This is a genomic window from Ensifer adhaerens (assembly GCF_000697965.2).
In the GTDB taxonomy this organism is placed as follows: Bacteria; Pseudomonadota; Alphaproteobacteria; order Rhizobiales; family Rhizobiaceae; genus Ensifer; species Ensifer adhaerens.
The window spans coordinates 749,717-773,179 of the sequence record NZ_CP015882.1 but is presented as its reverse complement, the minus strand read 5'-3'; the positions used below and the strand labels follow the sequence as shown (position 1 = coordinate 773,179).

Annotated in this window: 23 protein-coding genes and 1 pseudogene; 8 read left to right on the top strand and 16 right to left on the bottom strand. The window is 60.8% G+C overall.

Features of this window, described 5'->3' with window-relative positions; translation table 11 throughout:
* Window positions 1-17: 17 nt before the first annotated feature.
* Both FA04_RS31250 and FA04_RS31245 read right to left on the bottom strand, forming a co-directional pair.
* Window positions 18-911, bottom strand: coding sequence for a carbohydrate ABC transporter permease (locus tag FA04_RS31250; protein WP_034794776.1), 894 nt, complete (start codon window positions 909-911; stop codon window positions 18-20).
* Window positions 904-1,830 carry a carbohydrate ABC transporter permease gene (locus FA04_RS31245; protein WP_034794779.1) on the bottom strand — a complete coding sequence of 309 codons (927 nt, stop codon included), beginning with the start codon at window positions 1,828-1,830 and terminating at the stop codon, window positions 904-906. Before FA04_RS31245 ends, FA04_RS31250 begins: the two co-directional genes overlap by 8 nt.
* 143 nt (window positions 1,831-1,973) lie before the next feature.
* Between FA04_RS31245 and FA04_RS31240 the strand changes: the two genes are divergently transcribed.
* The 3 genes from FA04_RS31240 to FA04_RS36740 all read left to right on the top strand — a co-directional run bounded on the left by FA04_RS31240 (window position 1,974) and on the right by FA04_RS36740 (window position 4,847).
* Window positions 1,974-3,164, top strand: a complete 1,191-nt coding sequence (locus FA04_RS31240) for a YyaL domain-containing protein (protein WP_051659314.1) — start codon at window positions 1,974-1,976, stop codon at window positions 3,162-3,164.
* Between the two features lie 68 nt (window positions 3,165-3,232).
* Window positions 3,233-4,297, top strand: coding sequence for a LacI family DNA-binding transcriptional regulator (locus tag FA04_RS31235; protein ID WP_127890390.1), 1,065 nt, complete (start codon window positions 3,233-3,235; stop codon window positions 4,295-4,297).
* A 250-nt stretch (window positions 4,298-4,547) separates the two neighbouring features.
* Complete coding sequence (locus tag FA04_RS36740) at window positions 4,548-4,847, top strand: DUF6894 family protein (protein ID WP_034794785.1); 300 nt, start codon at window positions 4,548-4,550, stop codon at window positions 4,845-4,847.
* A gap of 92 nt (window positions 4,848-4,939) precedes the next feature.
* On the opposite strand, the gene doeB is transcribed toward FA04_RS36740, so the two are convergent.
* The 10 genes from doeB to ehuR form a co-directional block, all read right to left on the bottom strand.
* Window positions 4,940-5,950: a N(2)-acetyl-L-2,4-diaminobutanoate deacetylase DoeB gene (doeB, locus tag FA04_RS31225; protein ID WP_034794788.1), complete on the bottom strand. Its 1,011-nt coding sequence runs from the start codon at window positions 5,948-5,950 to the stop codon at window positions 4,940-4,942.
* 3 nt (window positions 5,951-5,953) lie between these two features.
* Entirely contained in the window at window positions 5,954-7,135 is a 1,182-nt protein-coding gene (gene doeA / locus FA04_RS31220; protein WP_034794791.1) for an ectoine hydrolase DoeA, read from the bottom strand.
* 34 nt (window positions 7,136-7,169) lie between these two features.
* The gene (gene eutC / locus FA04_RS31215) at window positions 7,170-8,162 is read right to left on the bottom strand and encodes an ectoine utilization protein EutC (protein WP_034794794.1); all 993 of its coding nucleotides are present in this window, start codon (window positions 8,160-8,162) and stop codon (window positions 7,170-7,172) included.
* Complete coding sequence (gene eutB, locus FA04_RS31210) at window positions 8,159-9,160, bottom strand: hydroxyectoine utilization dehydratase EutB (protein ID WP_034794796.1); 1,002 nt, start codon at window positions 9,158-9,160, stop codon at window positions 8,159-8,161. Before eutB ends, eutC begins: the two co-directional genes overlap by 4 nt.
* Before the next feature lie 2 nt (window positions 9,161-9,162).
* Window positions 9,163-9,939, bottom strand: a complete 777-nt coding sequence (gene eutA, locus FA04_RS31205) for an ectoine utilization protein EutA (protein ID WP_034794799.1) — start codon at window positions 9,937-9,939, stop codon at window positions 9,163-9,165.
* Window positions 9,939-10,601, bottom strand: coding sequence for an ectoine/hydroxyectoine ABC transporter permease subunit EhuD (ehuD, locus tag FA04_RS31200; protein WP_034794801.1), 663 nt, complete (start codon window positions 10,599-10,601; stop codon window positions 9,939-9,941). Before ehuD ends, eutA begins: the two co-directional genes overlap by 1 nt.
* Window positions 10,602-10,603: 2 nt before the next feature.
* Window positions 10,604-11,263, bottom strand: coding sequence for an ectoine/hydroxyectoine ABC transporter permease subunit EhuC (gene ehuC / locus FA04_RS31195; RefSeq protein ID WP_034794803.1), 660 nt, complete (start codon window positions 11,261-11,263; stop codon window positions 10,604-10,606).
* A 68-nt stretch (window positions 11,264-11,331) separates the two neighbouring features.
* Complete coding sequence (ehuB, locus tag FA04_RS31190) at window positions 11,332-12,174, bottom strand: ectoine/hydroxyectoine ABC transporter substrate-binding protein EhuB (RefSeq protein ID WP_034794936.1); 843 nt, start codon at window positions 12,172-12,174, stop codon at window positions 11,332-11,334.
* A 72-nt stretch (window positions 12,175-12,246) separates the two neighbouring features.
* Window positions 12,247-13,032: an ectoine/hydroxyectoine ABC transporter ATP-binding protein EhuA gene (gene ehuA, locus FA04_RS31185; protein WP_034794806.1), complete on the bottom strand. Its 786-nt coding sequence runs from the start codon at window positions 13,030-13,032 to the stop codon at window positions 12,247-12,249.
* A gap of 122 nt (window positions 13,033-13,154) precedes the next feature.
* Window positions 13,155-14,540: a MocR-like ectoine utilization transcription factor EhuR gene (ehuR, locus tag FA04_RS31180; RefSeq protein WP_082573064.1), complete on the bottom strand. Its 1,386-nt coding sequence runs from the start codon at window positions 14,538-14,540 to the stop codon at window positions 13,155-13,157.
* A 103-nt stretch (window positions 14,541-14,643) separates the two neighbouring features.
* Here ehuR and FA04_RS31175 point away from each other — a divergent pair, with 103 nt between their 5' ends.
* The 5 genes from FA04_RS31175 to FA04_RS31155 all read left to right on the top strand — a co-directional run bounded on the left by FA04_RS31175 (window position 14,644) and on the right by FA04_RS31155 (window position 19,612).
* Window positions 14,644-15,126, top strand: coding sequence for an Lrp/AsnC family transcriptional regulator (locus FA04_RS31175; protein ID WP_034794810.1), 483 nt, complete (start codon window positions 14,644-14,646; stop codon window positions 15,124-15,126).
* Window positions 15,127-15,244: 118 nt separating this feature from the next.
* Window positions 15,245-16,741 (top strand): NAD-dependent succinate-semialdehyde dehydrogenase, encoded by a 1,497-nt coding sequence (locus FA04_RS31170; RefSeq protein WP_034794812.1) that lies wholly within the window; start codon window positions 15,245-15,247, stop codon window positions 16,739-16,741.
* A 37-nt stretch (window positions 16,742-16,778) separates the two neighbouring features.
* Window positions 16,779-18,167 (top strand): aspartate aminotransferase family protein, encoded by a 1,389-nt coding sequence (locus tag FA04_RS31165; protein ID WP_034794814.1) that lies wholly within the window; start codon window positions 16,779-16,781, stop codon window positions 18,165-18,167.
* 274 nt (window positions 18,168-18,441) lie between these two features.
* On the top strand, window positions 18,442-18,906 hold the full coding sequence (locus FA04_RS31160; protein ID WP_034794817.1) for a transposase: 465 nt from the start codon (window positions 18,442-18,444) through the stop codon (window positions 18,904-18,906).
* A 133-nt stretch (window positions 18,907-19,039) separates the two neighbouring features.
* On the top strand, window positions 19,040-19,612 hold the full coding sequence (locus tag FA04_RS31155; protein ID WP_034794820.1) for a hypothetical protein: 573 nt from the start codon (window positions 19,040-19,042) through the stop codon (window positions 19,610-19,612).
* Window positions 19,613-19,927: 315 nt separating this feature from the next.
* On the opposite strand, the gene FA04_RS31150 is transcribed toward FA04_RS31155, so the two are convergent.
* The 4 genes and pseudogenes from FA04_RS31150 to FA04_RS31135 all read right to left on the bottom strand — a co-directional run bounded on the left by FA04_RS31150 (window position 19,928) and on the right by FA04_RS31135 (window position 23,269).
* A complete protein-coding gene (locus tag FA04_RS31150) occupies window positions 19,928-20,296 on the bottom strand; it encodes a response regulator (protein WP_210188555.1) in 369 nt (122 codons plus the stop codon).
* A gap of 35 nt (window positions 20,297-20,331) precedes the next feature.
* Window positions 20,332-21,777 (bottom strand): sensor histidine kinase, encoded by a 1,446-nt coding sequence (locus FA04_RS31145; protein ID WP_051659316.1) that lies wholly within the window; start codon window positions 21,775-21,777, stop codon window positions 20,332-20,334.
* 17 nt (window positions 21,778-21,794) lie between these two features.
* Window positions 21,795-22,138: pseudogene (locus FA04_RS36735) on the bottom strand (Tn3 family transposase); the annotation flags it as partial.
* Window positions 22,139-22,336: 198 nt separating this feature from the next.
* A complete protein-coding gene (locus FA04_RS31135; protein ID WP_082573065.1) occupies window positions 22,337-23,269 on the bottom strand; it encodes an AraC family transcriptional regulator in 933 nt (310 codons plus the stop codon).
* Between the last annotated feature and the right edge of the window lie 194 nt (window positions 23,270-23,463).

The window sequence follows — 23,463 nt, the reverse complement described above, 5'->3', positions numbered from 1 at the left end:
CTCAATTCCAGTTGGTGTCAGCGCTTCATGCCGGTTGTCGCGATGCCTTCGATCAGCAGTCGCTGGAACAGCATGAAGAGGATGAAGATTGGCAGCACCGTCAGCGTCGACATGGCAAAGAGCGAACCCCAGTCCGACGTCCCGGTGGAGTCGACGAAGGTGCGCAGACCGAGCTGGGCGGTGTATTTTTCGATGTCATTCAGGTAGATGAGCGGCGCAAAGAAATCGTCCCAGGTCCAGATGAACGAGAAGACCGCTGCCGTCGCCAACACCGGCGTTGAGAGCGGCAGGATCACCTTCAGGAAGATGCGCAGCGGGCCGCAACCATCCATGATGGCCGCCTCGTCAAGCTCGCGCGGGATGCCCCGGAAAAACTGCACCATCAGGAAGATGAAGAAGGCGTCGATCGCCAGGAATTTCGGCACCACCAGTGGCAGGATGGAGTTCACCCAGCCAAGCTTCAGGAACATCACATATTGCGGGATCAGCACCGCATGCTGCGGCATCATCAAGGTGCCGAGCATCAGTGTGAACCAGAAACCGCGCCCCTTGAAACGTAGGCGCGTGAAGGCATAGGCCGCCATCGAGCAGGAAATGAGGTTGCCGATGACGACGAGCAGCGAAATCACCAGCGAATTGAAGAACATCCAGCCAAAGCCGATACTCAAGCCGGTCCAGCCGCGGCGATAGGCATCGACTGTCGGGTCAGTCGGGATCAGCCCCGTCGAGGTGAAGATCTCGCTGTCCGGCTTGAACGAGCTCGCGACCATCCAGAGCAGCGGATAGAGCATGAGAAAGCTGACCGCGACGAGCAGCGCATAAAGCAGAGCACGTTTCCACGGGGATGTGCCAGATACGCCGGCGTCGGCGCGCGAAGCGATGGTGGTCGTCGAAAGAGCGGCATCAGTCATCGTAGTGAACCCAGTACCTGGCTGTCAGGAATGACATGGCGGTGAAGAAGGCGATGATGAGCACCAGGACCCAGGCCAGCGCCGAGGCATAGCCGAAGCGGAAATTGGTGAAGGCCTCCTGGTAGAGGTAGAGCGTGTAAAACAGCGTGGAGTCGATCGGACCGCCGGTTCCGTCGCTGATGACAAAGGCCGAGGTGAAGGCCTTGAAGGCATCGATCGTCAGGATCACGGCATTAAAGAAGATCACCGGCGTCAAAAGCGGCAAGGTGATCTTGAAGAACTGCCGGGCCTTGCTGGCGCCATCTATGCTTGCCGCCTCGTACATGTCCTGCGGGATCTGACGCAGACCGGCAAGAAAGATGATCATCGAGGATCCAAACTGCCAAACCGCCAGGAGAACGAGCGTATAAAGCGACGTCGAAGGGTTCGAGATCCAGCTTGGCCCTTCGAAACCGAACAACGCGTTAAGCGCCTGATTGAGTAATCCGTCGCCGGCAAACACCTGTCGCCACAGGACCGCCACGGCGACGCTGCCGCCGACCAGTGACGGCAGATAGAAGATCGCACGAAAGAGCGACAGGCCTTCAAGCCCCCGGTTCAGCGCCACTGCCACGGCAAGCGCAAATAGCAACTTCAAGGGAACCGACAGCAGCACGAAGGTGAAGGTCACGTTCATCGCCGTCCAGAAGCGCGGATCATCGGTCGCGATGCGCACGTAGTTCTCCGCGCCAACCCAGTTTGCTGCGCCAAGGCCGCTGTAGTCGGTCAGAGACAAATAGAACGAGGCGACAGCAGGCCCGAGCGTCAGCAGAAAAAAGCCGATAAGCCACGGCGTGATAAAGCCGTACCCGGCCAGGCTCTCTGCGAGCCTGAACCCGCTGCCGGCAGCCGGCCTTTCAGTTGTCCCTAATGTGGACATTGTATCTCTCTCCAGCGATGCCCGGCTCCTCCCGAGCATCCGACTCCTAGCGGTTAGAAATTTTCCCGTCAACAGAAAGTTTCGTAGTTGACGAAATTATCGTATTTGTGCGAAAACTTCACGAAACCAACGTGAGGCTTATCATGCGCATCGAACGAAACAGCTACTTCAACGCCGTCGAAATGGTTGGCAATCGCCCCAATCGCGAACGTCACCAGCAGGCTTTGGAACGCTGCATTGCCAAATTGCGCCAGACCATGCCGACAATCGGTCTGCGCAATCCGAAGATTGGCCTGCCGGATCAGACGTGGAGCTATTGCGGGCCCTTTGACTGGGTCGTGAGCTTTCACGCCGGCCAGCTCTGGCTTGCGCTGGAACTCACGGGCGATCCCAGCTTCCTGAACGCCGCCCGGGCCCGCCGCGCCATTTTTCGCGACATCTTGCGCCATCGCGATGCGCAAGACCACGATCTCGGCTTCCAGTTTTCTTTGAGCTGCGTTGCGGAGTGGCTGCTGACAGGCGACCAGGAGGCTCGCGATCTCGCTCTTGAAGCTGCGGCGAGGCTGCTTGAGCGCTATCGCCCGGATGCACGATATATCCAGGCCTGGAATGCTCGCTCGATCCACGGTGGCATTCGCTCCGAATTCGTCAATGGGCGCGTCATCGTCGATACGATGCAAAACCTCGCGCTGCTACACTGGGCCCACCGCGAGACCGGCCGCGGCGATTTTGCCGAAGCCGCCGATGGCCACGCCGAAACGACCCTGAAGCACCTGGTTCGCGCCGACGACACAAGCTTCCACACCTTCCTGTTCGACCCTTCAAGCGGTAAGCCCCTGCGCGGGGAGACCCATCAAGGATATGCGGATGATTCCTGCTGGTCACGCGGCCAGGCCTGGCTGATCCATGGCTATGCGCAGTGCGCGGCAACCACCGGCAACCCTCACTTCGCCGACGCCGCCAGACGTCTGGCTGCCAAGGCCGAAGCTCTGATGGGCGACGACGGCGTCCCCGTCTGGGACTATTCGGTTCCTGATGCCAAGTCAGCGCCCCGCGACAGTTCCGCCGGCGCGATCATGGCGGCCGGCATCTTCATCCTCGCCGGGCTTTGTGAACCGGAGGAGGCACAACGCTGGTACGCATTCGGCGATCGCCTGATCGGTGGCCTGCTCGACACTTGCGATCTGACGGGCGATCCCAAGGCCGAAGGGCTGCTCGCCCATGGCGCAGCCCATGCCAGCGCCGGCTATTCCGATGCGATGCTGCCCTACGGCGACTATTATTTCATGGAGGCGCTGATGCGTTCGCTTGGGCACACGCGCTTCTTCTGGTAGTGGACGATCATGACCATGCAGCCGCGATCAATCTCGCCCACTCCGGCCAGATAGGAACCTTCGTCGAAATGGATGACGAATCGAACGCCCCGACACTCAAGGACATCGCCGACGCCGCGGGCGTTTCGGTCGCGTCCGTATCGAAGGTGCTCAACAATCGCGGTGGCGTCGGCGACGAAAGCCGGCGCAAGATCCTCGACCATGCGGAGCGCCTGGGCTACCAGGTCCGGGCGGCCCGCTCGCTCATCCGCGCCGGCGTCGAGAGCACTGTGCTGGTGATGCCGGCACAGTTTTATGCCAGTTCGGCTTTCTACGAGGACGTGATCCAGGGCGTGCTTGCAGAGGCCAGCACAAGCTCGCTCAGGATCGACGTCAGGCTTGTCTCGCTGGATGCGGAGATCGCGATCAGCGAAATCTCTGACATTCTGCGCGACATCCGGCCGGGCGCCCTTGTCGTGCTCGGCATGGACCATCCCGTCATGATCGACAGGATTGTCGATAGCGGCATCCCGGCCGTCATCATCAACGGCATGGACCGGACGATGCGGCTCTCATGCGTGCTGCCCGACAACTGGTCTGCCGGCTGGCTCGCTGCACAAAGGTTACTTGCGGCCGGCCACCGCGAGATCGTGCACGTGACAATTCCCCACCGCCTGTCGCTACGCCGGCGCCTTGAAGGCTTCCGGATCGCGCTGGAGGAGGCCGGAATTGCCTTCGACGAAAACAGACACATCTTTGATCTCGGTCGCATGGGCCTGCAAGAGCCCGACACCACGCCGGCGATACGGCAGGCCATAAAGCAGGGGCGTTTCACCGACACAACCGCGTTCTTCTGCAGCACCGATCTAATCGCGATCAACGTCATGCAAGCTCTCGAAGCGAGTAGTCACTCGGTTCCGGAAGACTTCTCGATCATCGGGGTCGACGATATCGCGATCGCCCGGCACAGCCGCCCGCCGCTGACGACGATGCGGATCGACCGGGGTGAGCTTGGCCGTGCCGGCATCCAACTCCTGCTGGAACGGATCAACGACCCCGAAATCAATGTGCGCCGGGTCAATCTCGGCGTCCGCTTGGTTGAACGCTCCACAGTCGCCGTACCAAGGAGCAGCCCTCACGCGAAAAGAGCGTAAGAGGTAGCAGGAACGAAAGCGCCTCTGCCTGGCGCGCACCACGTTCGACGGACGAGACCCGTGTGTCGGGAGCGCGGAGCCGTAAAATGATGTGGTCAACCACACGGCCACTCTCACGCGTGGCCGCACCTCACCTGCCATCGATGGATGGCCGCGTCACGCCCCACAAGCCATGTCACGCAACTGTCACGCGCAATAGATCAACGAGACTGCTAAGAAGTAGAAAAGTTATCATTGCTCGAGTGGCAACATGCCCCGATACCTCTTTCATATTCACCTGTCCGGCAGGATCAGTCGCGATGACCATGGAGCGTTTCACGCCAATGACAGTCAGGCGGTGACCAATGGCAGGTCGATCGCCGACAAGATCGCTGAAGACGACAGGCACCGTAGCGTCATCGTGACTGTCGAACGAGCCGGCGGCGTCGTTCTGGCCCGCGTGACTGCCAGGAGAGCAATGCCACCCTGGCAATCTGCGAGTTCGAAATTCGAACACGCTTGGAGAGAACTGTCCGACCTTGACGTTAGCCAATTCCGCAGGGCGCGTTAGAAATCCTGGCCCTGTTTTATTGACGTCAGCGAGGCGTCCCCTTTCGGTTAGGGGATGGCTCGCACGCGACGGTCGCCGGTGGTCCATAAGCCCTATGCCGCGACAATAGTTGCGAGCACGCTGACGCAATCACCGGATTTGACGAGGCCGGGGAAATGGCGAGCGACGAGGATGCCGTCCATCTTTGCCCGTATGTTCAGCGGTTCGTCGCCTGTACGGCCGATCGGATAGATGCGGGCGACGATTTCCCCGCTCCTCACCTGGTCGCCGAGATCGACGAACGGTTCAACAAGGCCGCCGTTCTCGGCAAAGCAAAAGCAGTTGCCGTCGGGCATGTCGAGCCACGTGGTTTCGCCGCTTTCGACTGCCCCTTTCAAGATACCTGCCGCCTTCAGCACGTTGGAAACGCCCGCCTTGGCGATACGCGCGCTCCTGGCCGTCGCCGTGCCGCCACCGCCGAGCTCGGTGGTGATGAAGACCTTGCCCATCTCCTCCGCCGCCGTGTCGTACATGCCGACGGCATCGATCTCCAGCATCTTCATCGACCATGGGGCGCCGAAGGCCCTGACGAGTTCGAAGGATTTTTCCTCCTGTGCCTTGTCTGGCAGCACATGGGCGGCGCAGAAAGGCAGAAAGTCGAGCGTCTTTCCGCCTGAATGAAAGTCGAGCACGATCTCGGCAAGCGGTAACAGCGTGCGCTGGAAATAGTCCGCGATCTTCTGGGTGACCGTGCCGTCCGGCGCGCCTGGAAAGCTTCGGTTCATGTTGCCCTTGTCGATCGGCGAGGTGCGGGTGCCGGCCAAAAAGGCCGGATAGTTCATCGCCGGCACGATGATGACGCGGCCCGTGACGTCATCGGCCTTCAGCGTGCGGGCGAGATCGAAGAGCGCAATCGGGCCCTCATACTCATCGCCGTGGTTGCCGCCGGTGAGAAGGGCCGTCGGGCCCTCCCCGTTCTTCACGACTGTCACCGGGATCATCACCGAGCCCCAGGCGGAATCGTCGCGGCTGTGAGGCAGACGCAGGAAACCATGCTGAACGCCCTCGGCCGAAAAATCGACCGTAGAACTGATCGGCGAAGGACGAAGGTTGATTTCCCGCATGGCTCAATCCTTCACGAGCAGTTTGCGCGGCACGTTGGCGAGGCACTCGACACCGCTCTCGGTGATCAGGATGCTTTCCGTGGTCTCAAAACCCATGTCCTCGAGCCAGAGGCCCGTCATGAAGTGGAAAGTCATGCCGGGTTTGAGTTCGCTGCGGTCACCTGGACGCAGGCTCATCGTGCGCTCGCCCCAGTCCGGCGGATAGGAAACGCCGATGCCGTAGCCTGTGCGATTGTCCTTCACGATGCCGTACTTCTTCAGCACGGCGAAGAAAGCGTTTGCGATATCCTCGCAGGTATTGCCGGGCCGTGCCTTTTCGAGGCCTGCCTCCATGCCTTCCAGCGTCGCCTTCTCGGCATCGAGGAACGCCTGTGTCGGCTTGCCGAGAAAGACGGTGCGCGACAGCGGCACGTGATAACGGTGGTAGCAGCCGGCAATCTCGAAGAACGTACCTTCGCCTCTCTTCATCGGCCGGTCGTCCCAGGTCAGGTGCGGCGCGGAAGCCTCCACGCCCGAAGGCAACAGCGGCACGATTGCTGGATAATCGCCGCCGATGCCATCGACCCCTCGGGTACCGGCATCGTAAATCTCCGCGACCAGATCGCATTTGCGCATGCCGACCGCGATCTTGTCGAAGATGCGTTCATGCATCTTTTCGACGATCCTTGCGGCGTTGCGCATGTAGCGGATTTCGGCCTCGCTCTTGACCGCGCGCTGCCAGTTGACGAGTGCGGTCGCATCGATGAAACGCGCATTCGGCAGATGCTTCACTAGTGAAGCGAAGGCGGCGGCGGAGAACCAGTAATTGTCCATCTCCACGCCGATCGTCAGCTTGTCGAGGCCCCGTTCGGCGAGCTTGGCCGAGAGGTAATCCATCGGGTGGCGCTCGGTGGACTGCACATAGTGGTCCGGATAGCCGACAATGTTCTCGTGTTTGAGGTAGGCGGTGAATTTGGCGCCGTTGGCATCCTGGCCGCGTCCGTACCAGATGGGCTCGCCCGTCGGCGGCACGACGACGCATTGGTGCACGTAGAAAGACCAGCCGTCATAGCCGGTCAGCCAGTTCATGTTCGACGGATCGCTGACGATCAGCACGTCGATGCCCTTGGCTTCCATCGCTTTTCGCGTTTTTTGAAGACGCGTTTCATACTCCGGAAGTGAGAACTTCAGGTTCGCTTGTTTCATCGGTTTTTCCTCTATACCCGGCGAAAAGCCGGTCTCAACTCTCGAAGATCGTGCCGGCGCCCGCCATTGCCGCGCGGGCGCCAGCAAGCGTAGCTATGGCCGTGTCCTGAATGCCCGTGCCGGTAAGGTCCGCCACGGTGATCTGCTCGGGGCCGCTGCGGCCCGGTTTGCGCCCGGCGACGATCTCGCCGAGTTCGGGGAAGATCGTATCCTCCGTCACGAGGCCCGCTTCGATGGCATGATGCAATTCGCCGAGCCTGCGCGTCTGCTTCAGGCTATCGGCGACATAGAGGCCGGCGGTGGCGACAATGGCGGGTTCGATCTCGTTTTTGTGCTCGGCGTCCGACCCCATGGCCGTGACATGCTGGCCAGGCTGGAGCCATTCGGCCCGAAGCACCGGTGTTTCGGAAGGCGTGGTGGTGACGATGATCTCCGCACCATCGACAGCCGCCCGGCCGTCGGCCTCCGCCCGAACCGGAAAGCCGAGCTTCACCGTCAAGTCCGCAGCGACGGCCTCGGCTTTAGCAGCATCTCTCGCCCAGATGCGCGCTTCGCGGATCGGCCGCACCAGACTTAAGGCCTCAAGCTGCAACCTTGCCTGCATGCCGGCGCCGAAGATGGCGGCAACCGCGGCATCCGAGCGCGAAAGTTGTCGAGCCGCGACCGCGCCGGCCGCCGCTGTGCGCACATCCGTCAGGTAACCGTTGTCGAGGAGGACGGCCTCTACCAGGCCGGTCTTCGCCGAAAGCAGCACCATCAGGCCGTTGGTGCTCTGCAGGCCGATCTTCGGATTATTGAAGAAGCCGGGGCTGATCTTGATGGCGAAACCGTCGAGACCGGGCACGTAAGCCGTCTTAACATCGACCTCACCGCGCTCTTCAGGGATGTCGAGCCTCAGGATCGGCGGCATCGCCACCGCTTTGGTGGCAAGCGCGTGAAACGCTCCTTCGACGCAGGCAATGGCATCGAGATCGAGCGGAACGATACGCCTGAGTTCCGCCTCGGTAAGAATTCTCATCGCCGTCATGCCGCGGTCTCCGCTAGCGGATCGACACCGCCATTGATGACCCGTCGATGCAGGTCCATGTCGACATTGCGGCCGGAGAGGATGACCGCCACCGGCCCCTCCAGCCGGCCAAACCGGCGGGAAAGCAAGGCCGCGATGCCGACGGCCCCTGCCCCCTCGATCACCTCGCGCTCCTGGGAATACGCATGCCGGATACCGGCCGCGATCTCGGCTTCAGACAGCAAGATCACGTCGTCGAGCAGCGCGCGGCACATTTCGAAGGTCACGGCGTTATCAAGGCCGATGCCGCCACCGAGGGAATCGGCAAGGCTTGCCACCTCCTCGACTTGCACCGGCCGCCCTGCGTTAAGGCTCGCCTTCATTGCCGCGCCACGTTCCATCGTAAGGCCGATGACGCGGGTCTTCGGTGACCGCCCTTTCACGGCCGCGGCGACACCGGCCGCAAGCCCACCGCCGGAAAGCGGCACAAAAACCGTCGCCACATCCGGCATTGCCTCGACGATCTCCAGACCGAGCGTGCCCTGCCCGGCAACGACCGTTCGATTATCGAAGGGTGGCACCATGACGAGACCCTCTTCAGCCACCAGCCGATCCACCTCAAGCTGGGCTTCGTCCTGCGATTTGCCGACGATCAGGACATTGGCCCCAAGCCTTCGGATGTCCGACACCTTGTTGTTGGGCACGAGTTTGGACACGCAGATTGTCGCGACTGATCCTTCGGCCTTGGCGGCATGGGCGAGCGCCCGGCCGTGATTGCCGGTCGAGGCGGCGACGACACCCCTCGCCCGCTCTTCCGACGTCAGCGAGAGCACGGCATTCGTGGCGCCGCGGAGCTTGAAGCTGCCTGTCGCCTGGTGGTGCTCAAGCTTCAGGCCGACGGGCACACCGAAGCGTTCGCAAAGCGAAGCGGAAAGCACGAATGGCGTATTCAAGACCCGGCCCTTTATGCGCCGCGCCGCCTGTTCGATATCCGCCACTGTTACGGGAAGGTTCGACATCGCTAGCGGTCCAAATAGGCAAGTGTCATGAGTTGCCCGAGATCCGGCCGTGCCGTCTCATTGCCGCAGAGGCGCAGGCAGGCCCAGGCGGTGGCGAGATTGCTGGTAACGACCGGCTTGCCGATGACGGCCTCGATCTCGGCCGCGACGCCTGCCGCGCGCACCGCCGTACACGATATGAAAAGCGCGTCGCTGTCTGGCGCCGTCGCTTGCTTCGCAAAGGCGACGATTTCGTCCGGAGAAATGCGCGCCATCTCCCGGTCGTCATCAAGACCGAGGCAAGTGAAACGGGCGATGTCGAAGCCAAGCGACACGAAATAGTTAGCCATCGGCTCGCTGGTCTCGATCGTGTAGGGCGTCAGTACGGAAATCCGCTTGGCACCGAACGCCTTGAGGCCAGACGCCGCCGCCGCAGTCGGCGTGACGACGGAAGCACTTGGCTTGGCCGCATGGACCGCCGCCTTGACTTGCGCGTCGCCGATGACGACGGACGCGGAGGTGCAGGAATACATGACGATGTCTAGAGGTTCGTCCGGCAGGATCAGTGCGGCCGCTGATGTCAGCGAGGGCTGCATGGCGCGCAAGTTCTCCGGCGTCACCGGGTTCGCGTAGGGAATGCGCGTCGCATAGACGCCAATCTGCTCGCTTGCAACCATGCGATGGAAGTCCACTTCCGTGGTGTGGTCGGTCGCAAGGATGATCAGGCCGATGCGCTTGTCGAGCGGACGCTCATCCAGCTTCGGCATGCGCGAGGAAAGTGTAAGATCGACCGCTCGCATCAGCGCTCCTCCACTTGGGCGTATCGTTCTTCCAGCCAGCGCAGGAAGACGACGGAGATCAGGCTCATGATCAGGAAGAAGACCCCGACCAGCGTCATCGGCTCGATGTAGCGATAGCTGCTGTTGGCCACGCTTTTCGCCTGGTTCATCAGTTCGAGCACTGTGATGGCGGAAAGGAGCGGTGTCTCCTTGAACATGGCGATCAGATAGTTGGCCAGCGCCGGGATCATCGGCGGGATCGCCTGTGGCAGGATGACGTGGACCCAGGTCTGGCGGCCGGTGAGGTTCGTCGCCTTGGCCGCCTCCCATTGGCCGCGCGGCACGTTCTCGATACCGGCGCGGTAGACCTCCGCCGCATAGGTGCCATAGTGGAGCCCAAGGCCGATGATGCCGGCGAGCATTGCCGGCAGGCGAACGCCAATATCCGGCAACACGAAGAAGATGAAGTAGAGCTGGACCAGGAGCGGCGTGCCGCGAATGAACTCCACGATGAAGCCCGTGACCTTCGCAATCGGCTTAGGCGCGGTCATGCGCAGGATGGCAAAGACGAGGCCGATGATGGCAGCGAGTGCCGCGCCGAAAACGGTTGCCAATATGGTGATCTTCAGACCCTCAAGCAGGGTCGGCATGATTTCCCAAACGAAATTCCAGTCCCATTCCATCGTCAGGTCCTCACGCCATCAAGGCCGCGTGTTACCCGGCGTTCCAGCCAGCGCATGCCGTTGGAGATGGCGAGTGCCATCAGGAAGTAGAGCACGAGAATCGTTGCGAAAGGAACGAGCGTGCTGCCGGTCTGGGCGCGGACCACCTGGGCCTGAAAGGTCATGTCGGTGAGCGAGATCAGCGACACGACGGCCGTACCCTTCAAGAGCTCGATCGCGTTGTTGCAGAAGGTCGGAAGCATCAGCGGCAGGGCCTGCGGAAGGACAACGTAACGCATCGACTGATAGCGCGAGAGATTGAGCGCTATGCAGGCCTCGCGTTGCTCGCGGCCGATCGCTTTGACCGCGCCGCGCACGACCTCCGCCCCATAAGCTCCCACGTTCAGTCCCAGCGCCAGTACGCCGGCCTGAAGCGGCGACAAGGTGACGCCGGCGAATGGCAGCACGAAGTAGACCCAGAACAGCTGGACGAAGATCGACGTGCCGCGGAAAAACTCGATATAGGTGGTGGCAAGCGCGCGAACCACGAAAATGCGGCTGACGCGCCCAAGACCCGCGACGAATGCCATGACGAGCGCGAGCAATGAGCCGAGCACGGTAAGCTCAAGCGTCACGAGCGCGCCTTCAAGGATCAGCCCTATGTAGCCGGACCAGTCGGTCATCGTTCTTCCATATACGAGGGAGCGTACTGCCTCTCCCCGGTTTGGGAAGAGGCCCGATTGCTGCGGCCTTACTTTGCGGCGCAGAGCTTTTCGCGGGTCGTCGACATCGCGGCCGCGGCAGAGAAGCCATAGGGTTCGATGATCTTGGCAAACTCGCCCGACTGCTTGAGCTTTGCGAGTTCCACGTCGAAGGCATCGCGCAAGGCTTCCTCGCCCTTCTTGAAGGCCGCGCCGTCGCAATAGACCGGCGCGCCTTCAACCGGCGCCACGACTTCGACACTGGGGTCGTTCGCCTTGGCGACAAGAGCGTTGATGGAAAGCACCGGCAGCGAATAGACGTCGATACGGCCGTCCTGCAGCATCTTCAGGCCGCTCTGGCCATCCGGAACGACAATGACACGATCGCGCGGGACGCCGGCTTCGAGCGCGAGCTTTTCTTCCGTACCGCCACCTGGCGCGCCGATCTTGGCGTCCGGGTTGTCGGCGATATCCTTGTAGCTCTTGAGCTTCAGCGGGTTGCCCTTTTTCAGCGCGAAGGCTTCGGCGTCACAAAGGATCGGTTCTGAATAGGCAACCGCGTTGCAACGTTCCGGCTTCATGAAGAGGCCGGCAGTGATGACATCATGACGGCCGGCCTGAAGACCCGGGATCATCGCGCCATATTCCGAGATCGAGGCGACGATGTCTTCGACACCGAGGCGCTTGAAGACCTCACGCGCGACGTCCGGAGCTGCGCCAGAAACTTTGCCGTCGGCGGCAACTGCCGTGAAGGGCGGTTCGTTGGCGATGGCGACACGGGCGAAACCCTGTTCCTTCAGTTCCTCAAGCTTGCCGTCGGCCCAGGCTGGCGCTGCGGCAACCATTGCCGTGAGGGCGCCCGCGCTGGCGGTTATGGTCAAATAGGTTCTCATGCTCATAGTTGCGAACTCCTCTGGCTGTCCCGGGTTTTTGTTTGGAGCCTTGTTTCCGGGCGGCAAAGCCGCTCAGACGCGGTGCCCTGCCGCGATGATCTTGCGCAGGAAGGTCTGCGTGCGTTCCTGCTTGGGCGTGCGGAAAATCTCGTCCGGCTTGCCCTCCTCGACGATCTTGCCGCGGTCGAAAAAGAGAATGCGATCGGCAAAATCATGGGCGAAACCCATCTCATGCGTGACGAGCAGCATGGTCATGTCTGTTTCGACCGCAAGCTTGCGCATGACATTCAGCACTTCTTCGACCAGTTCCGGGTCGAGTGCCGAGGTCACCTCGTCAAACAGCATGATCTTTGGCGAAAGAGCCAGCGCCCGGGCGATCGCAACGCGCTGCTTCTGTCCGCCGGACAATTGCGCGGGCATGCTCTTTGCCTTGTCGGCCATGCCCACCATGTCGAGAAGCTCCATCGCCCGCTTCTCCGCCGCGGCCTTCGCCATGCCTTTCGTCAGCATCGGCGCGAGCGTGACATTGTCGAGCACGCATTTGTGCGGGAAGAGATTGAAGTGCTGGAAGACCATGCCGATCTTCTCGCGCATCTTGTGCAGATGGCGGTCGTCGGCCGGCGCGAGGCTGCCGTTCTTCGGCATATGATATAGCTGGTCGCCGTCGACCTCGATATGGCCGCCGCTGATCGCCTCCAATGTCATGAGAATGCGCAGGATCGTTGTCTTGCCCGATCCGGAGGGACCGATAAGCGCCAGCTTTTCACCCGGCAGCACGTCCATCGACAAACCGTCGAGTACGGTCAAGGGACCGTAGCGTTTGGTGATGTTGTCGATGCGGATGATCGGCGCTGCCATGCATGTCTCTCCCTATTGAGACAAGTGATGGAGCAACGATGCGCGGCAAACAAAATCATGTCAATGTCAATAATAATATCAGTACAATTATTCTGACATCGCCCATTTGCAAGGCAGTTCACTCAAATCGCGAGCAACAGCGCTTCTGGATTTCCGCTGGCGAGTGAGGCGAGAATGCCAAGTCCGGTGCGCAATTCCTGCTCGGTGGTCGAGCCGAGCGAAATGCGCACCGCCGGCTGCCAACCCTGGTCGGCCGTGCGGAACGAAGAGCCGGGCGCAATAGCGACACCGCGCAGACGCGCCTGGGATACGAACCCTTCCTCCGCATGCCCTTCCGGTAAGGGTAGCCACACATGCAGGCTCTGCGGATGGCTATAATAGGGCAAGCCCGCAAGCGCATCCTCGGCGATCGCGTGACGTACGCCAAGTGCCCGGCGCTGCCAATTGACGAGTTCCATCGCCGTGCCGTCGCTGACCCAAAGTGTTGCGATCTCGGCGATTGAAGGCGTCGCCATCCAGTTGGAGACGAGATGGCGGTTGGCAACCGCTGCGACATAGCGATCCGGAGCGGCAAGATAGCCGATGCGCAGGCCCGGTACCGTGATCTTTGTGAAGCTGGTGACGTAGAGGGTACGCTCCGGCGCATAGGCCGCAATCGGCGGTGCCCGACCTTCCACAAGCGGCCCCAGGATGTCGTTCTCGATGATCGCGATATCGTGGCGTCGTGCAACCTCGGCAAGCGCCTGCCGGCGCTCGGGCCCCATCAACGCCGCGGTCGGATTGATCACCGAGGGCTGGAGAAAGACGGCGCGGATCACGCCGGTGCGGCAAGCTTCATCCAACGCCTCGGGGATCATGCCTTCGCGATCGATCGGCAAGCCCTCGAGATGAAGGCCAAGGTAGCTGGAAAGCGGCACGAGCGTGTGGTGGCTGATCGCCTCGGTCGCAACGGTCGAGCCCGGCGGAGCGACGCTCATCAGCGCCACTGTCATGCCTGAGGTTGCGCCATTCGTCAGACTGATATTGAGGGGTGATACATCGAGACCGCACTGCGACAGCCACTCGGCCGCGACGGTGCGATGGCGCGGGAAAACCATATTCGGCCGGAAGGAAAGCGCCGAACTTGACGGCAGGTTCTCCGCCAGCCACCCGAAGGCTGCGCGCATGCGCTCCAGATGGAGTTGCTCGCACACGGGCTTCAGGATCGAGAGATCCACCAGTTCGCCAAGACGCTCCGGCAGGTAGGGTGGCTCAGGTTCCTTCGGCCTTGTCTGCACGAAGGAACCGCGACCAATCTCTCCGGAAATGAGCCCTCGTCGGATCAGTTCGTCATAGGCGCGGCTGACGGTTTGCACGGAAAGTTTCAGGTCGTCGGCGAGCTTGCGATGCGGCAGCAGGCGCGTCCCGTTCGGCAGATGCCCTTCCTGGATGGCGCGGGCGATCTGCTCGGCGAGGGAGAGATAGGCCGGCCGGCGCAACTGGGATATGTCGGGTCGCCAATTTGTCATGATTTCGACAGTGCTCAAAATCAGTTCAATTGACAATGCCAAAATGGTTTCCCATTGTCTTTTCCTCCGCTTTGACACGATCCCCGCCCGGAGGGCGCCCCGAATGAAACTCGACGCCATCGACCTGCGTATCCTGGAGGCGATCCAGCAGAACGGACGCATCACCAAGCTGGCGCTGGCGGAACGGGCGGGTCTATCACCAACGCCCTGCTGGCTGCGCCTGCGCAAGCTGGAAAGGGCCGGCATCGTCACGGGATATCACGCGCGTGTTGCGGTGCGACGCGTTGCGCCTGTTGCCAGCGTGATGATGGAGGTGACGCTCGCCAATCATCGGCAGGTGGATTTCGAACGCTTCGAACGGGCTGTCGCGACAACGCCCGAGATCGTGGCCTGCTGGTCGGTCGGCGGTGGCGTCGATTACATCCTGAAGATCGTGGCGCGCGATATCGATGCGTACCAGCGCCTTGTCGACAGCCTGCTTGACCGTGAGCTCGGCATCGACCGCTACTTCACCTACATCGTCACCAAGACGGTGAAGGAGGAGACCGTGCTTCCACTCGAGACGTTGCTTCCCCCTTCCGAATAGAGAGATTGTCTACGGCCGGGCCAATCTTTAGCCAAAGTCTCTGACGCCCACCCCGGCAATGGACAATCTGTCCCTCGCCCTCTGGCAGACTCCCTCCAGACACCAAGAGGAGGCTGCCATGACCGCCGTATTTGCCCGCACGACCTTTCACGACGCGCTTGCCCGCCTTGCCGATCCGCACCTCTTAAGGGAGCTCTCCTATGTCGGTGGGCGCTGGATTGCTAGCCGCGACGGCGCAGGCTTCAAGGTGACGGACCCTGCCTCGTCGGCGACGCTTGCCTGGGTCGCAGCCCTTGGTGCCGATGAGGCCGCAGAAGCCATCTCGGCGGCGAGTGACGCACTGCCCGCCTGGCGCAGCATGCTGCCGCAGCAGCGTTCCGCTATTCTTCGCAAGTGGCACGACCTGATACTGGAGGCGCGCGAGGACCTTGCGCTCTTGATGACGCTGGAACAGGGCAAACCACTCGCCGAATCGCGCGGTGAAATCGACTACGCGGCCTCCTTCGTCGAATGGTACGCGGAGGAAGGAAAGCGGCTGAATGCGGAAAGCGTCACCAGCCATCTGCCCGGAGCCGAAATGATCGTGCGGCGCGAGGCGCTGGGTGTCGTCGGGATCGTGACGCCGTGGAACTTCCCCTCAGCCATGATCACCCGGAAGGCCGCAGCTGCCCTTGCCGCCGGCTGCACGGTCGTTGCGCATCCCTCCAGCGAAACGCCGCTTTCAGCGCTCGCCCTTGCCGAACTTGGCGAGCGGGCTGGGCTTCCCGCGGGTGTCTTCAATGTGGTGACCGGCGATGCCGCCACGATCGTCGGCCGCATGAATGCCGATCCGCGTATTCGCGCCATGAGCTTCACCGGCTCGACGCAGATCGGCAAGCTGATTGCGGGCCAGTGCGCTGACACCATGAAGCGGATGGTGATGGAGCTCGGTGGCCATGCACCATTGATCGTCTTTGCCGATGCCGACATCGAGAAGGCTGCCGACATCGCAATGGCGGCGAAGTTCGCCACATCCGGGCAGGATTGCCTCGCCGCCAACCGCATTTATGTCGAGCGCCCTGCACTTGCGGACTTCACGCGGGCGTTCAAGGCTCGCATCGAAGCGCTGAAGGTTGCCTCGGGCCTCGAACCAGACGCCGAGATCGGCCCCCTGATGCACGAGCGTGCCATCGCCAAGGTGGAAGAACAGGTCGCCGATGCGCTGAAGCGCGGCGCAAAGCTGCTGGCGGGCGGCAAGCGCCACAAGACAGGCGCTCTGTTCTTCGAGCCGACCCTTTTGACGGATGTACCGGACGATGCGCTGATCATGCGTGAGGAGACCTTCGGCCCGGTTGCCGCGGTCACCGCCTTCGACAGCGAGACCGAAGTAGTCGCCCGGGCAAACGACACCGAGTACGGCCTCGTCGCCTATGTCGTCACCGAAAACGGAGCGCGCCAGATGCGTCTTGCACGGGCTTTGGAGTACGGGATGGTCGCGATCAATCGGGTGAAAATCACCGGTGGACCGATCCCCTTCGGCGGCTGGAAACAGTCGGGCCTTGGCCGCGAAGGCTCCCGCCACGGCATCGAGGCCTTCACCGAACTCAAATATCTCTGCATCGATACGGCCGCCTGACCGCAGGCGCCACATTTCATACGCGAAAGGAAAGACCATGCTCGAAAAAAGCAACGAACTCAGCGCCTGGGACCGTGATCACTTCTTCCACCCCTCCACGCATATGGGCATGCATGCGCGTGGTGAAACACCGACCCGGGTGATCGGCGGCGGCGAAGGTGTGTATATTACCGACACCAGCGGCAGGACGAGCCTTGATGCCTTTGCTGGCCTTTATTGCGTCAATGTGGGCTACGGCCGGCAGAAGATCGCAGACGCGATCGCCGAGCAGGCGAAGAACCTTGCTTATTATCACGCCTATGTCGGCCACGGTACGGAAGCGTCGATCACGCTTTCCAAGATGATCATCGATCGTGCGCCGGCGGGCATGAGCCGCGTCTATTTCGGTCTTTCAGGCTCCGATGCCAACGAGACCAACATCAAGCTGATCTGGTACTACAACAACATCCTTGGCCGGCCGGAAAAGAAGAAGATCATCTCCCGCTGGCGCGGCTATCACGGCTCCGGCGTCATGACGGGCTCCCTGACCGGCTTGCATCTATTCCACAACGCCTTTGACCTGCCGCGCGCGCCGATCCTGCACACCGAAGCACCCTACTTCTTCCGACGCCCCGATCGCTCGATGGATGAAGAGCAGTTCTCGCAATATTGCGCCGACAAGCTCGAGGAGATGATCCTTGCGGAAGGACCGGAGACGATCGCCGCCCTCATCGGCGAGCCGATCCTCGGTACTGGCGGCATCGTGCCGCCGCCGAAGGGCTACTGGCAGAAGGTCCAGGCTGTGCTCGAAAAATACGACATCCTGCTCGTCGCAGACGAGGTGGTGACCGGCTTCGGCCGCCTCGGCACCATGTTCGGATCGGACCACTACGGCATGAAGCCCGACCTCATCACCATTGCCAAGGGTCTGACCTCGGCCTACGCGCCGCTTTCCGGCACGATCGTATCGGATAAGATGTGGCAGGTGCTGGTGCAAGGATCTGACGAACTGGGCGCGATCGGCCATGGCTGGACCTATTCCGCCCATCCGATCTGTGCGGCCGCGGGGGTCGCCAACCTCGAACTGATCGACGAGTTGGGCCTGGTTGAAAATGCCGACAGCACGGGCGCTTATTTCCGCTCCGAATTGACGAAGGCACTCGCTGACCACAGACATGTGGGCGAAATACGTGGCGATGGCCTGATGGCCGCAATTGAGTTCGTCGAGGATAAGGACGACCGGGTATTTTTCGATCCGGCAAAGAAGATCGGCCCGCAAGTTGCGGCTGCCCTGCTTGAGCGCGGCGTCATCGGGCGGGCCATGCCGCAAGGTGATATCCTCGGCTTTGCGCCACCGCTTTGCCTCACAAAGGATGAGGCCAATGTTGTGGTGAAAGCGGCGGTCGAGGCCGTCACATCTGTCCTTGGCAAAGCAAAGGCAAGATGAGTGCAGATGCCAATACACGCAATTTGAACCTTGTTGTCGATGGGGAAGTGCTACGCCGCCCCATCGACAACCGTTGAGCCAGCAGTGCAATGGAAGCCCTATTGGCGAACGCCGATCTCGACCCTCGGGTCTAACGTCGAGCTGTTCCGGCATGGAAAACATCTAGCCAATCCGTATACCCTATTGGATCGGCACCAAAAATCGACCGGCAAGTAATGTTGACTCTGGTCTTCACTCGGTTGAAAAAAGGGCGACCATAAAAAAGGGATCACTCATGCCTGACGAAAACACGACGCCAACCACCCTGGTTGCGGAGGACGCAACGACTGTGCACACACCCGAGCGAGCAAAGCGAAGCGCGACGAAGCGTCAGAAAGCGGCTGGGGAAACCACACGGGCGACTTCGAAGGCAACAGCATCAACGCAACCCACCAAGTCCCGTAAGTTCAGCGAACAAGATAAACTCGAGAAGCTGAGGCAGATCGGGGCCCAGGTCGCAGACGGCACGAGCACGATCAAAGATGCGATTAAAAGCGCAGGAATATCCGAGCAGACCTACTATAACTGGAAGGGTAGCTTAAAGGCGGATGATAAGACGAGCAAAAAGCCCGCGTCGGCCAGCGACGAGTTCGCCGAACTGGTGAAGCTAGACGACGAGAACCAGAAGCTGCGAAAACTCCTGGCGGAAAAACTGCGCACTGAGAATGCCGACCTGCGCAAGAGGCTTGGCATAGATTGAGGCCCGGAGAAGCCACGCGCTGAGCGCTGTGGCTCCACCGCTCCTTTGGCGGGCGGCTGAGATGCGAGGTTGCACCCGACGTTGTGCAGCCGATCATGCCGCAGCACGTCGATCTACATTGGGTTCAAACTATATGAAAACGCCACAACGCAGGTTCGTTGTTGAGTTCAAGTCCGGCCGCCGTCAGCCAAAAGTGCAAGCGGGTTCGATCTGGGGCAACACAGATCTCAAGACCCTTGCGCGCGAGGTTGAAAACGAAGCGGCTCATCTGTTCGGCCGTCAAGAATTGAATGCCGACGGCGGCATTGATCCCGCCTCTGATGCTCATGTCCCGAGTTTTGTTGACGAACCGGCCGTGATCACGGCGCCCGAGCCGGCGAATGAGGTGGCTGACCAGGTCGCTGCGGCGCATTTAATTTCCAATGTCGCTGATGAAGCTCGCGAGACCGCAATCGGCCCGCTCACTGTCGCCAGGACCCGCGGTTTACCGAAACGCGCCAGCGGGAAGCATCCTCCCCGCCCCTCCCCGAGGACCGCTTCGGAACCTACAGAGCAACAGTCGGATCTGGAGTCGAGATCGGCGCCAACGATGGTCTTGGAAGAGTTGGTTTCACTTGATGCGGAAAACAGCCGCCTCCGAAAACTGCTGGGGGAACAACTCCGTGCGCAGAACGTAACTCTCAAGAAGATGCTGGAACGGTTTTAGTTTCCGCTCCTTCGTTGACGCTGAGTTCCGCGACGGCCCGCGTCCAAGTGACGATCATTCGTGTCGATGGCACACAGATTGTAGATCCTTCCTCGATGACGTCGACGGAGCTCGGAGCTGCGCTGGCCTTCTTTTGGAGTGGCCTGCGACGGTCATGGAAACAGACGCCCCCCCGTCAGCGAGCAGGGCGACATTGCCGATCTGTAAGCCGGTGCAGGCCAAGAGCCACCATCGCGCCAAATGACGTTAGGCAAATCGCACCAGAGGAGGCCGAAAGGACGGGCAGGCTACCTCGGGGCAGGGCATTCATTCTGATCACACGGATGAAGATGCCTCCCCGTTCTTCTGCTCAAGTACCGCGTCCAGCGCTTCCACCAGGACAGAGTTCGAAAACGGCTTGGAGAGAACTGGAGCTGTGTGGCTGGTCCCAAGCAAGGCCGACGTCCCATATCCGCTTAGGACAAGAAACGGAATCGATTGCTGATAACACGCGTCAGCCACGGGAAGCCCGCTGTGTCCCTGGAGGTTCATGTCGAGCACGACGACGTCGATTTTCGTCGCGTCGTTAAGTAATTGCAGCGCCCGATCCACAGTCGGAGCAAGGCCCACAATCTGCATTCCAGCCGCAAGCAGAGTGTCCTCGATTGACATTGCCACCAGCATTTCGTCTTCAACGACGAGCACTCGACGTCCCGCTAATGTTGTTGAAATTGTCAACTTTACTGCGCTCCCGAGGGCTGTTTGCTACTGAAATCCATGCTCATTGTGCATCTGAGGCCATCCGGTTCGAACCGCAGTTCGACCGGATATCCGAGTTCGTGGGCTAGACCTCGGTTTAGAACCCGTAGACCGAACCCTTGGCGGTCCGGTTCAGACGTCGGAGGTCCGCCGCGCTCCTCCCAAAGAATGCTGCATACCTCCTGGCATTGCCATGATAATGCGACCCGACCAACCTGGTTCGAAAGTGAACCGTGTTTGATCGCATTGGTCAGCAACTCGTTGAACGCCATGGAAAGCGCCAGAGCTTTTTTCGGATCGATGCGGATCGCAGCGCCTTGGATCGAGACGCGCCCGTCCTCAATCCAAGCGGTAAGAACCGTTTGAGCGATATCGCTCAGGTTTACGGCCTGCCAAGCCTCCCGCGTAAGCAAGTCGTGCGCCTTGGCAAGAACGAGCAGACGAGTGTTAAAAGCCTGGGCGAACGCCTCGGGCGTTTCGGAGCTTTTCAATGTTTGCTCCGCGAGGGAATTCACGGTAGCCAGGGTGTTCTTCACCCGATGATTGAGCTCTCCCACCAAGAGCTTCTGCCTCTTCTCCGCCCTTCTTTCCTCTGTTCGATCCCGGAAGATCTTGAGGTAGCGATCAGGCCCGCTCTCCTCGACACGAAGCATGACACCTGAGCCCCAAAACCGTGACCCATCCTTGCGATAATGCCAACGCTCGTTCGCGGCACGTCCCGTTTCGGCCGCGGTTCGCATTTCCTGTTGTGGGATTTCCAAGGCTCGATCCTCAGGACTGAAGAAAATACTGCCGGAGAGACCAAGGACCTCGCTGTCGAGATAGCCCAAAAGGCGTTCAGCGCCACTGTTCCAGCTTGCGATCCGTCCGTCGGCGTCGAGCGTTATGATGGCATATTCGCTCGCGCTGTCGAGGATGACACGCAACCGTTCATTGGTGCGGCGAAGTCCCTCTTCGGCACGTTGATGCGCCTCTTCCGATTGCTTCCGCTCGATGCTGAACCCGAGTTGCCGGGCAATAGTGAGGCACAGGGTGGCTTCGTCAGCGGTATAGACGTGAGCGACGTCGCGGTAGGTCATGAATTTGCCAACGACGATGCCATCGACGGTCACAGGAATGAATGCGAGGGAGCGGATACCCTCCCCTCGTATGGCGTTCTTGAGCGCCTGAGGCTCGTCAGAAAGCTCTATGTCGCTTACGAAAATGGGAATAGGATCTCGATCTCCCGGCTTCCACGGCGAGTGTCCATCAACTGCCCGACGATAGTCCTCCGAGAGCCCGCGGGAAGCGACGAATCGCATCACTCCGTGGCGGTCAAAAAGCAGGATCGAAGCCCGCGAACACCCCAGCGCCCGCTCGATCGCATCGAATGTCGCATCGAAAGCATCGGTCTCGGACTCTGCGCGGTATAGGGCCTCCGTGGGCAATTCTGCAATAATACCCGCTAATGGGATTGGAAGTTCTTTGGGTTGAAGCGGTTGGCACGAAGTGGACTGAAGCGTTCGATGGGTCGGTCAATTTCGTTCCAGAGATAGTCGCCCGTGAGCGCGATGTGGGCCCATGGCAGCGGTGCGACTTGGGGCAAGCACTTCGTCGGGGATGAGGATGCCCTGGCTGCGGATATAATCGACGGCGCGGCTAGACTGTGTTCCACAGGATGACGGCGTTGACGACGAGGTTAAACCCGGAAGCCCGGCAGGATGGTTTCAGCGATGCTATCGCGCAGCTCGCCGAGTTGTTGGACAAAGACGGCACGGGCAAGGCATGGCAGCTTTCGCCTTTGTTGATGAAATCCCGCTGCTTGATTGAGATCTGGCGAGTGTCGCGGAAATACCGTATGCAACCGCGGCGCTGAAGCAATCGCTTCCGCTTGGCGGCGGTAGGGCACCGTTGAAAAGTGGTGGCGGAGGCATGCATCGTCGATTTCCGAACGGTAAGTTGCCGGGAGAGCCCTTTTCCAGCGTCTGCGCACGCGCAAGAAAAAGGTCATCCACCATCGTCGCTTGGGAAGTGAGATGGCGCCATTCCTGTCCAGCGTCTAAACGCGCGCGTGAAATGCGCGGGATCGCTGTAACCCACCCGATAGGCGATCTCGGTCATGCTGTAGCCGCCTTCGCGGATCAGCCGGATAGCCTCGCTTCGCCGAGTCTCATCAAGCAGTTCCTCGAACTCGACGCCGCAGTATTTCAGGCGCCTTTGCAGGGTGCGGACTGACACGCCAACTCTTCCTGCCGTGACTTTCAAGCTATGCTCGTGCTCGTCCGAGAGCCTGTCGCTGAGCAACCGTGCCACCTCCACCGTCGAGGTCAGGGCGGTCGTCGCCTTTGAGGGTCCGGTTTCCTGCGTTTTGAGAGGCAGATCAAGCAACTCGCGATCGATTTCGATCATGTCGTGCTCGCACCCCAATTCGATATTGGGCCCCCAGCACTCTTCGAGTGCCTCGGCCCCCCGTGTTTTCGTCGCGGTCAGTCGAACCTTTATACCGGACGGCTCCCCCGCCAAAAGCGGCACTTTTCGCAGAACCGCGAGACTGCCGAAGATGAACTGCCTGGGATCGAATTCGCAGCGGTCTGTGAAGCGGAAGACGATGCGAGCGGTTTTGCCCTCCACCAGGAAGCGGACCTCTGAACCGCGGTGGATCGAGGACACATTGTCGGACGCGAGCGCGCAGGCCTGTGCCACGTCCCTTGCTGCCAGAACGGATTGTCCCCACCCGCCGAACTCACGGAGGTCGGTGGAGGAGCCGATATGCGCGCCAGCGAACGGGTCCCCCGCGACAGCCGCCAGCTCGTTGCCCAAGCGAAAGCACTGGGCGCGTGGAAGCCAGCCATCGGCATTCTGGAACACGTTTGGCGAAATGCCGAGGCGTTTGCAGAACTCAATCGCCGAGACACCGTGCTTCGCCAGATAGGGCGCGATGGCCAAGAACGTCCGGATCCTGATCGAAGGTGCGGTATTCAACACTCACAACGCTAAATTGGCATGAAAAGGCAAGACGGAACATGTGCACTATAGCAGTATGCGGTCGATTGGGAAGACTTTCGCGAAGAAGTTGTGCAAGCGGCGAGGCCGGAACGGCCGATCGTCTGCGAGCCGCGTCGGAGGAGCTAGGT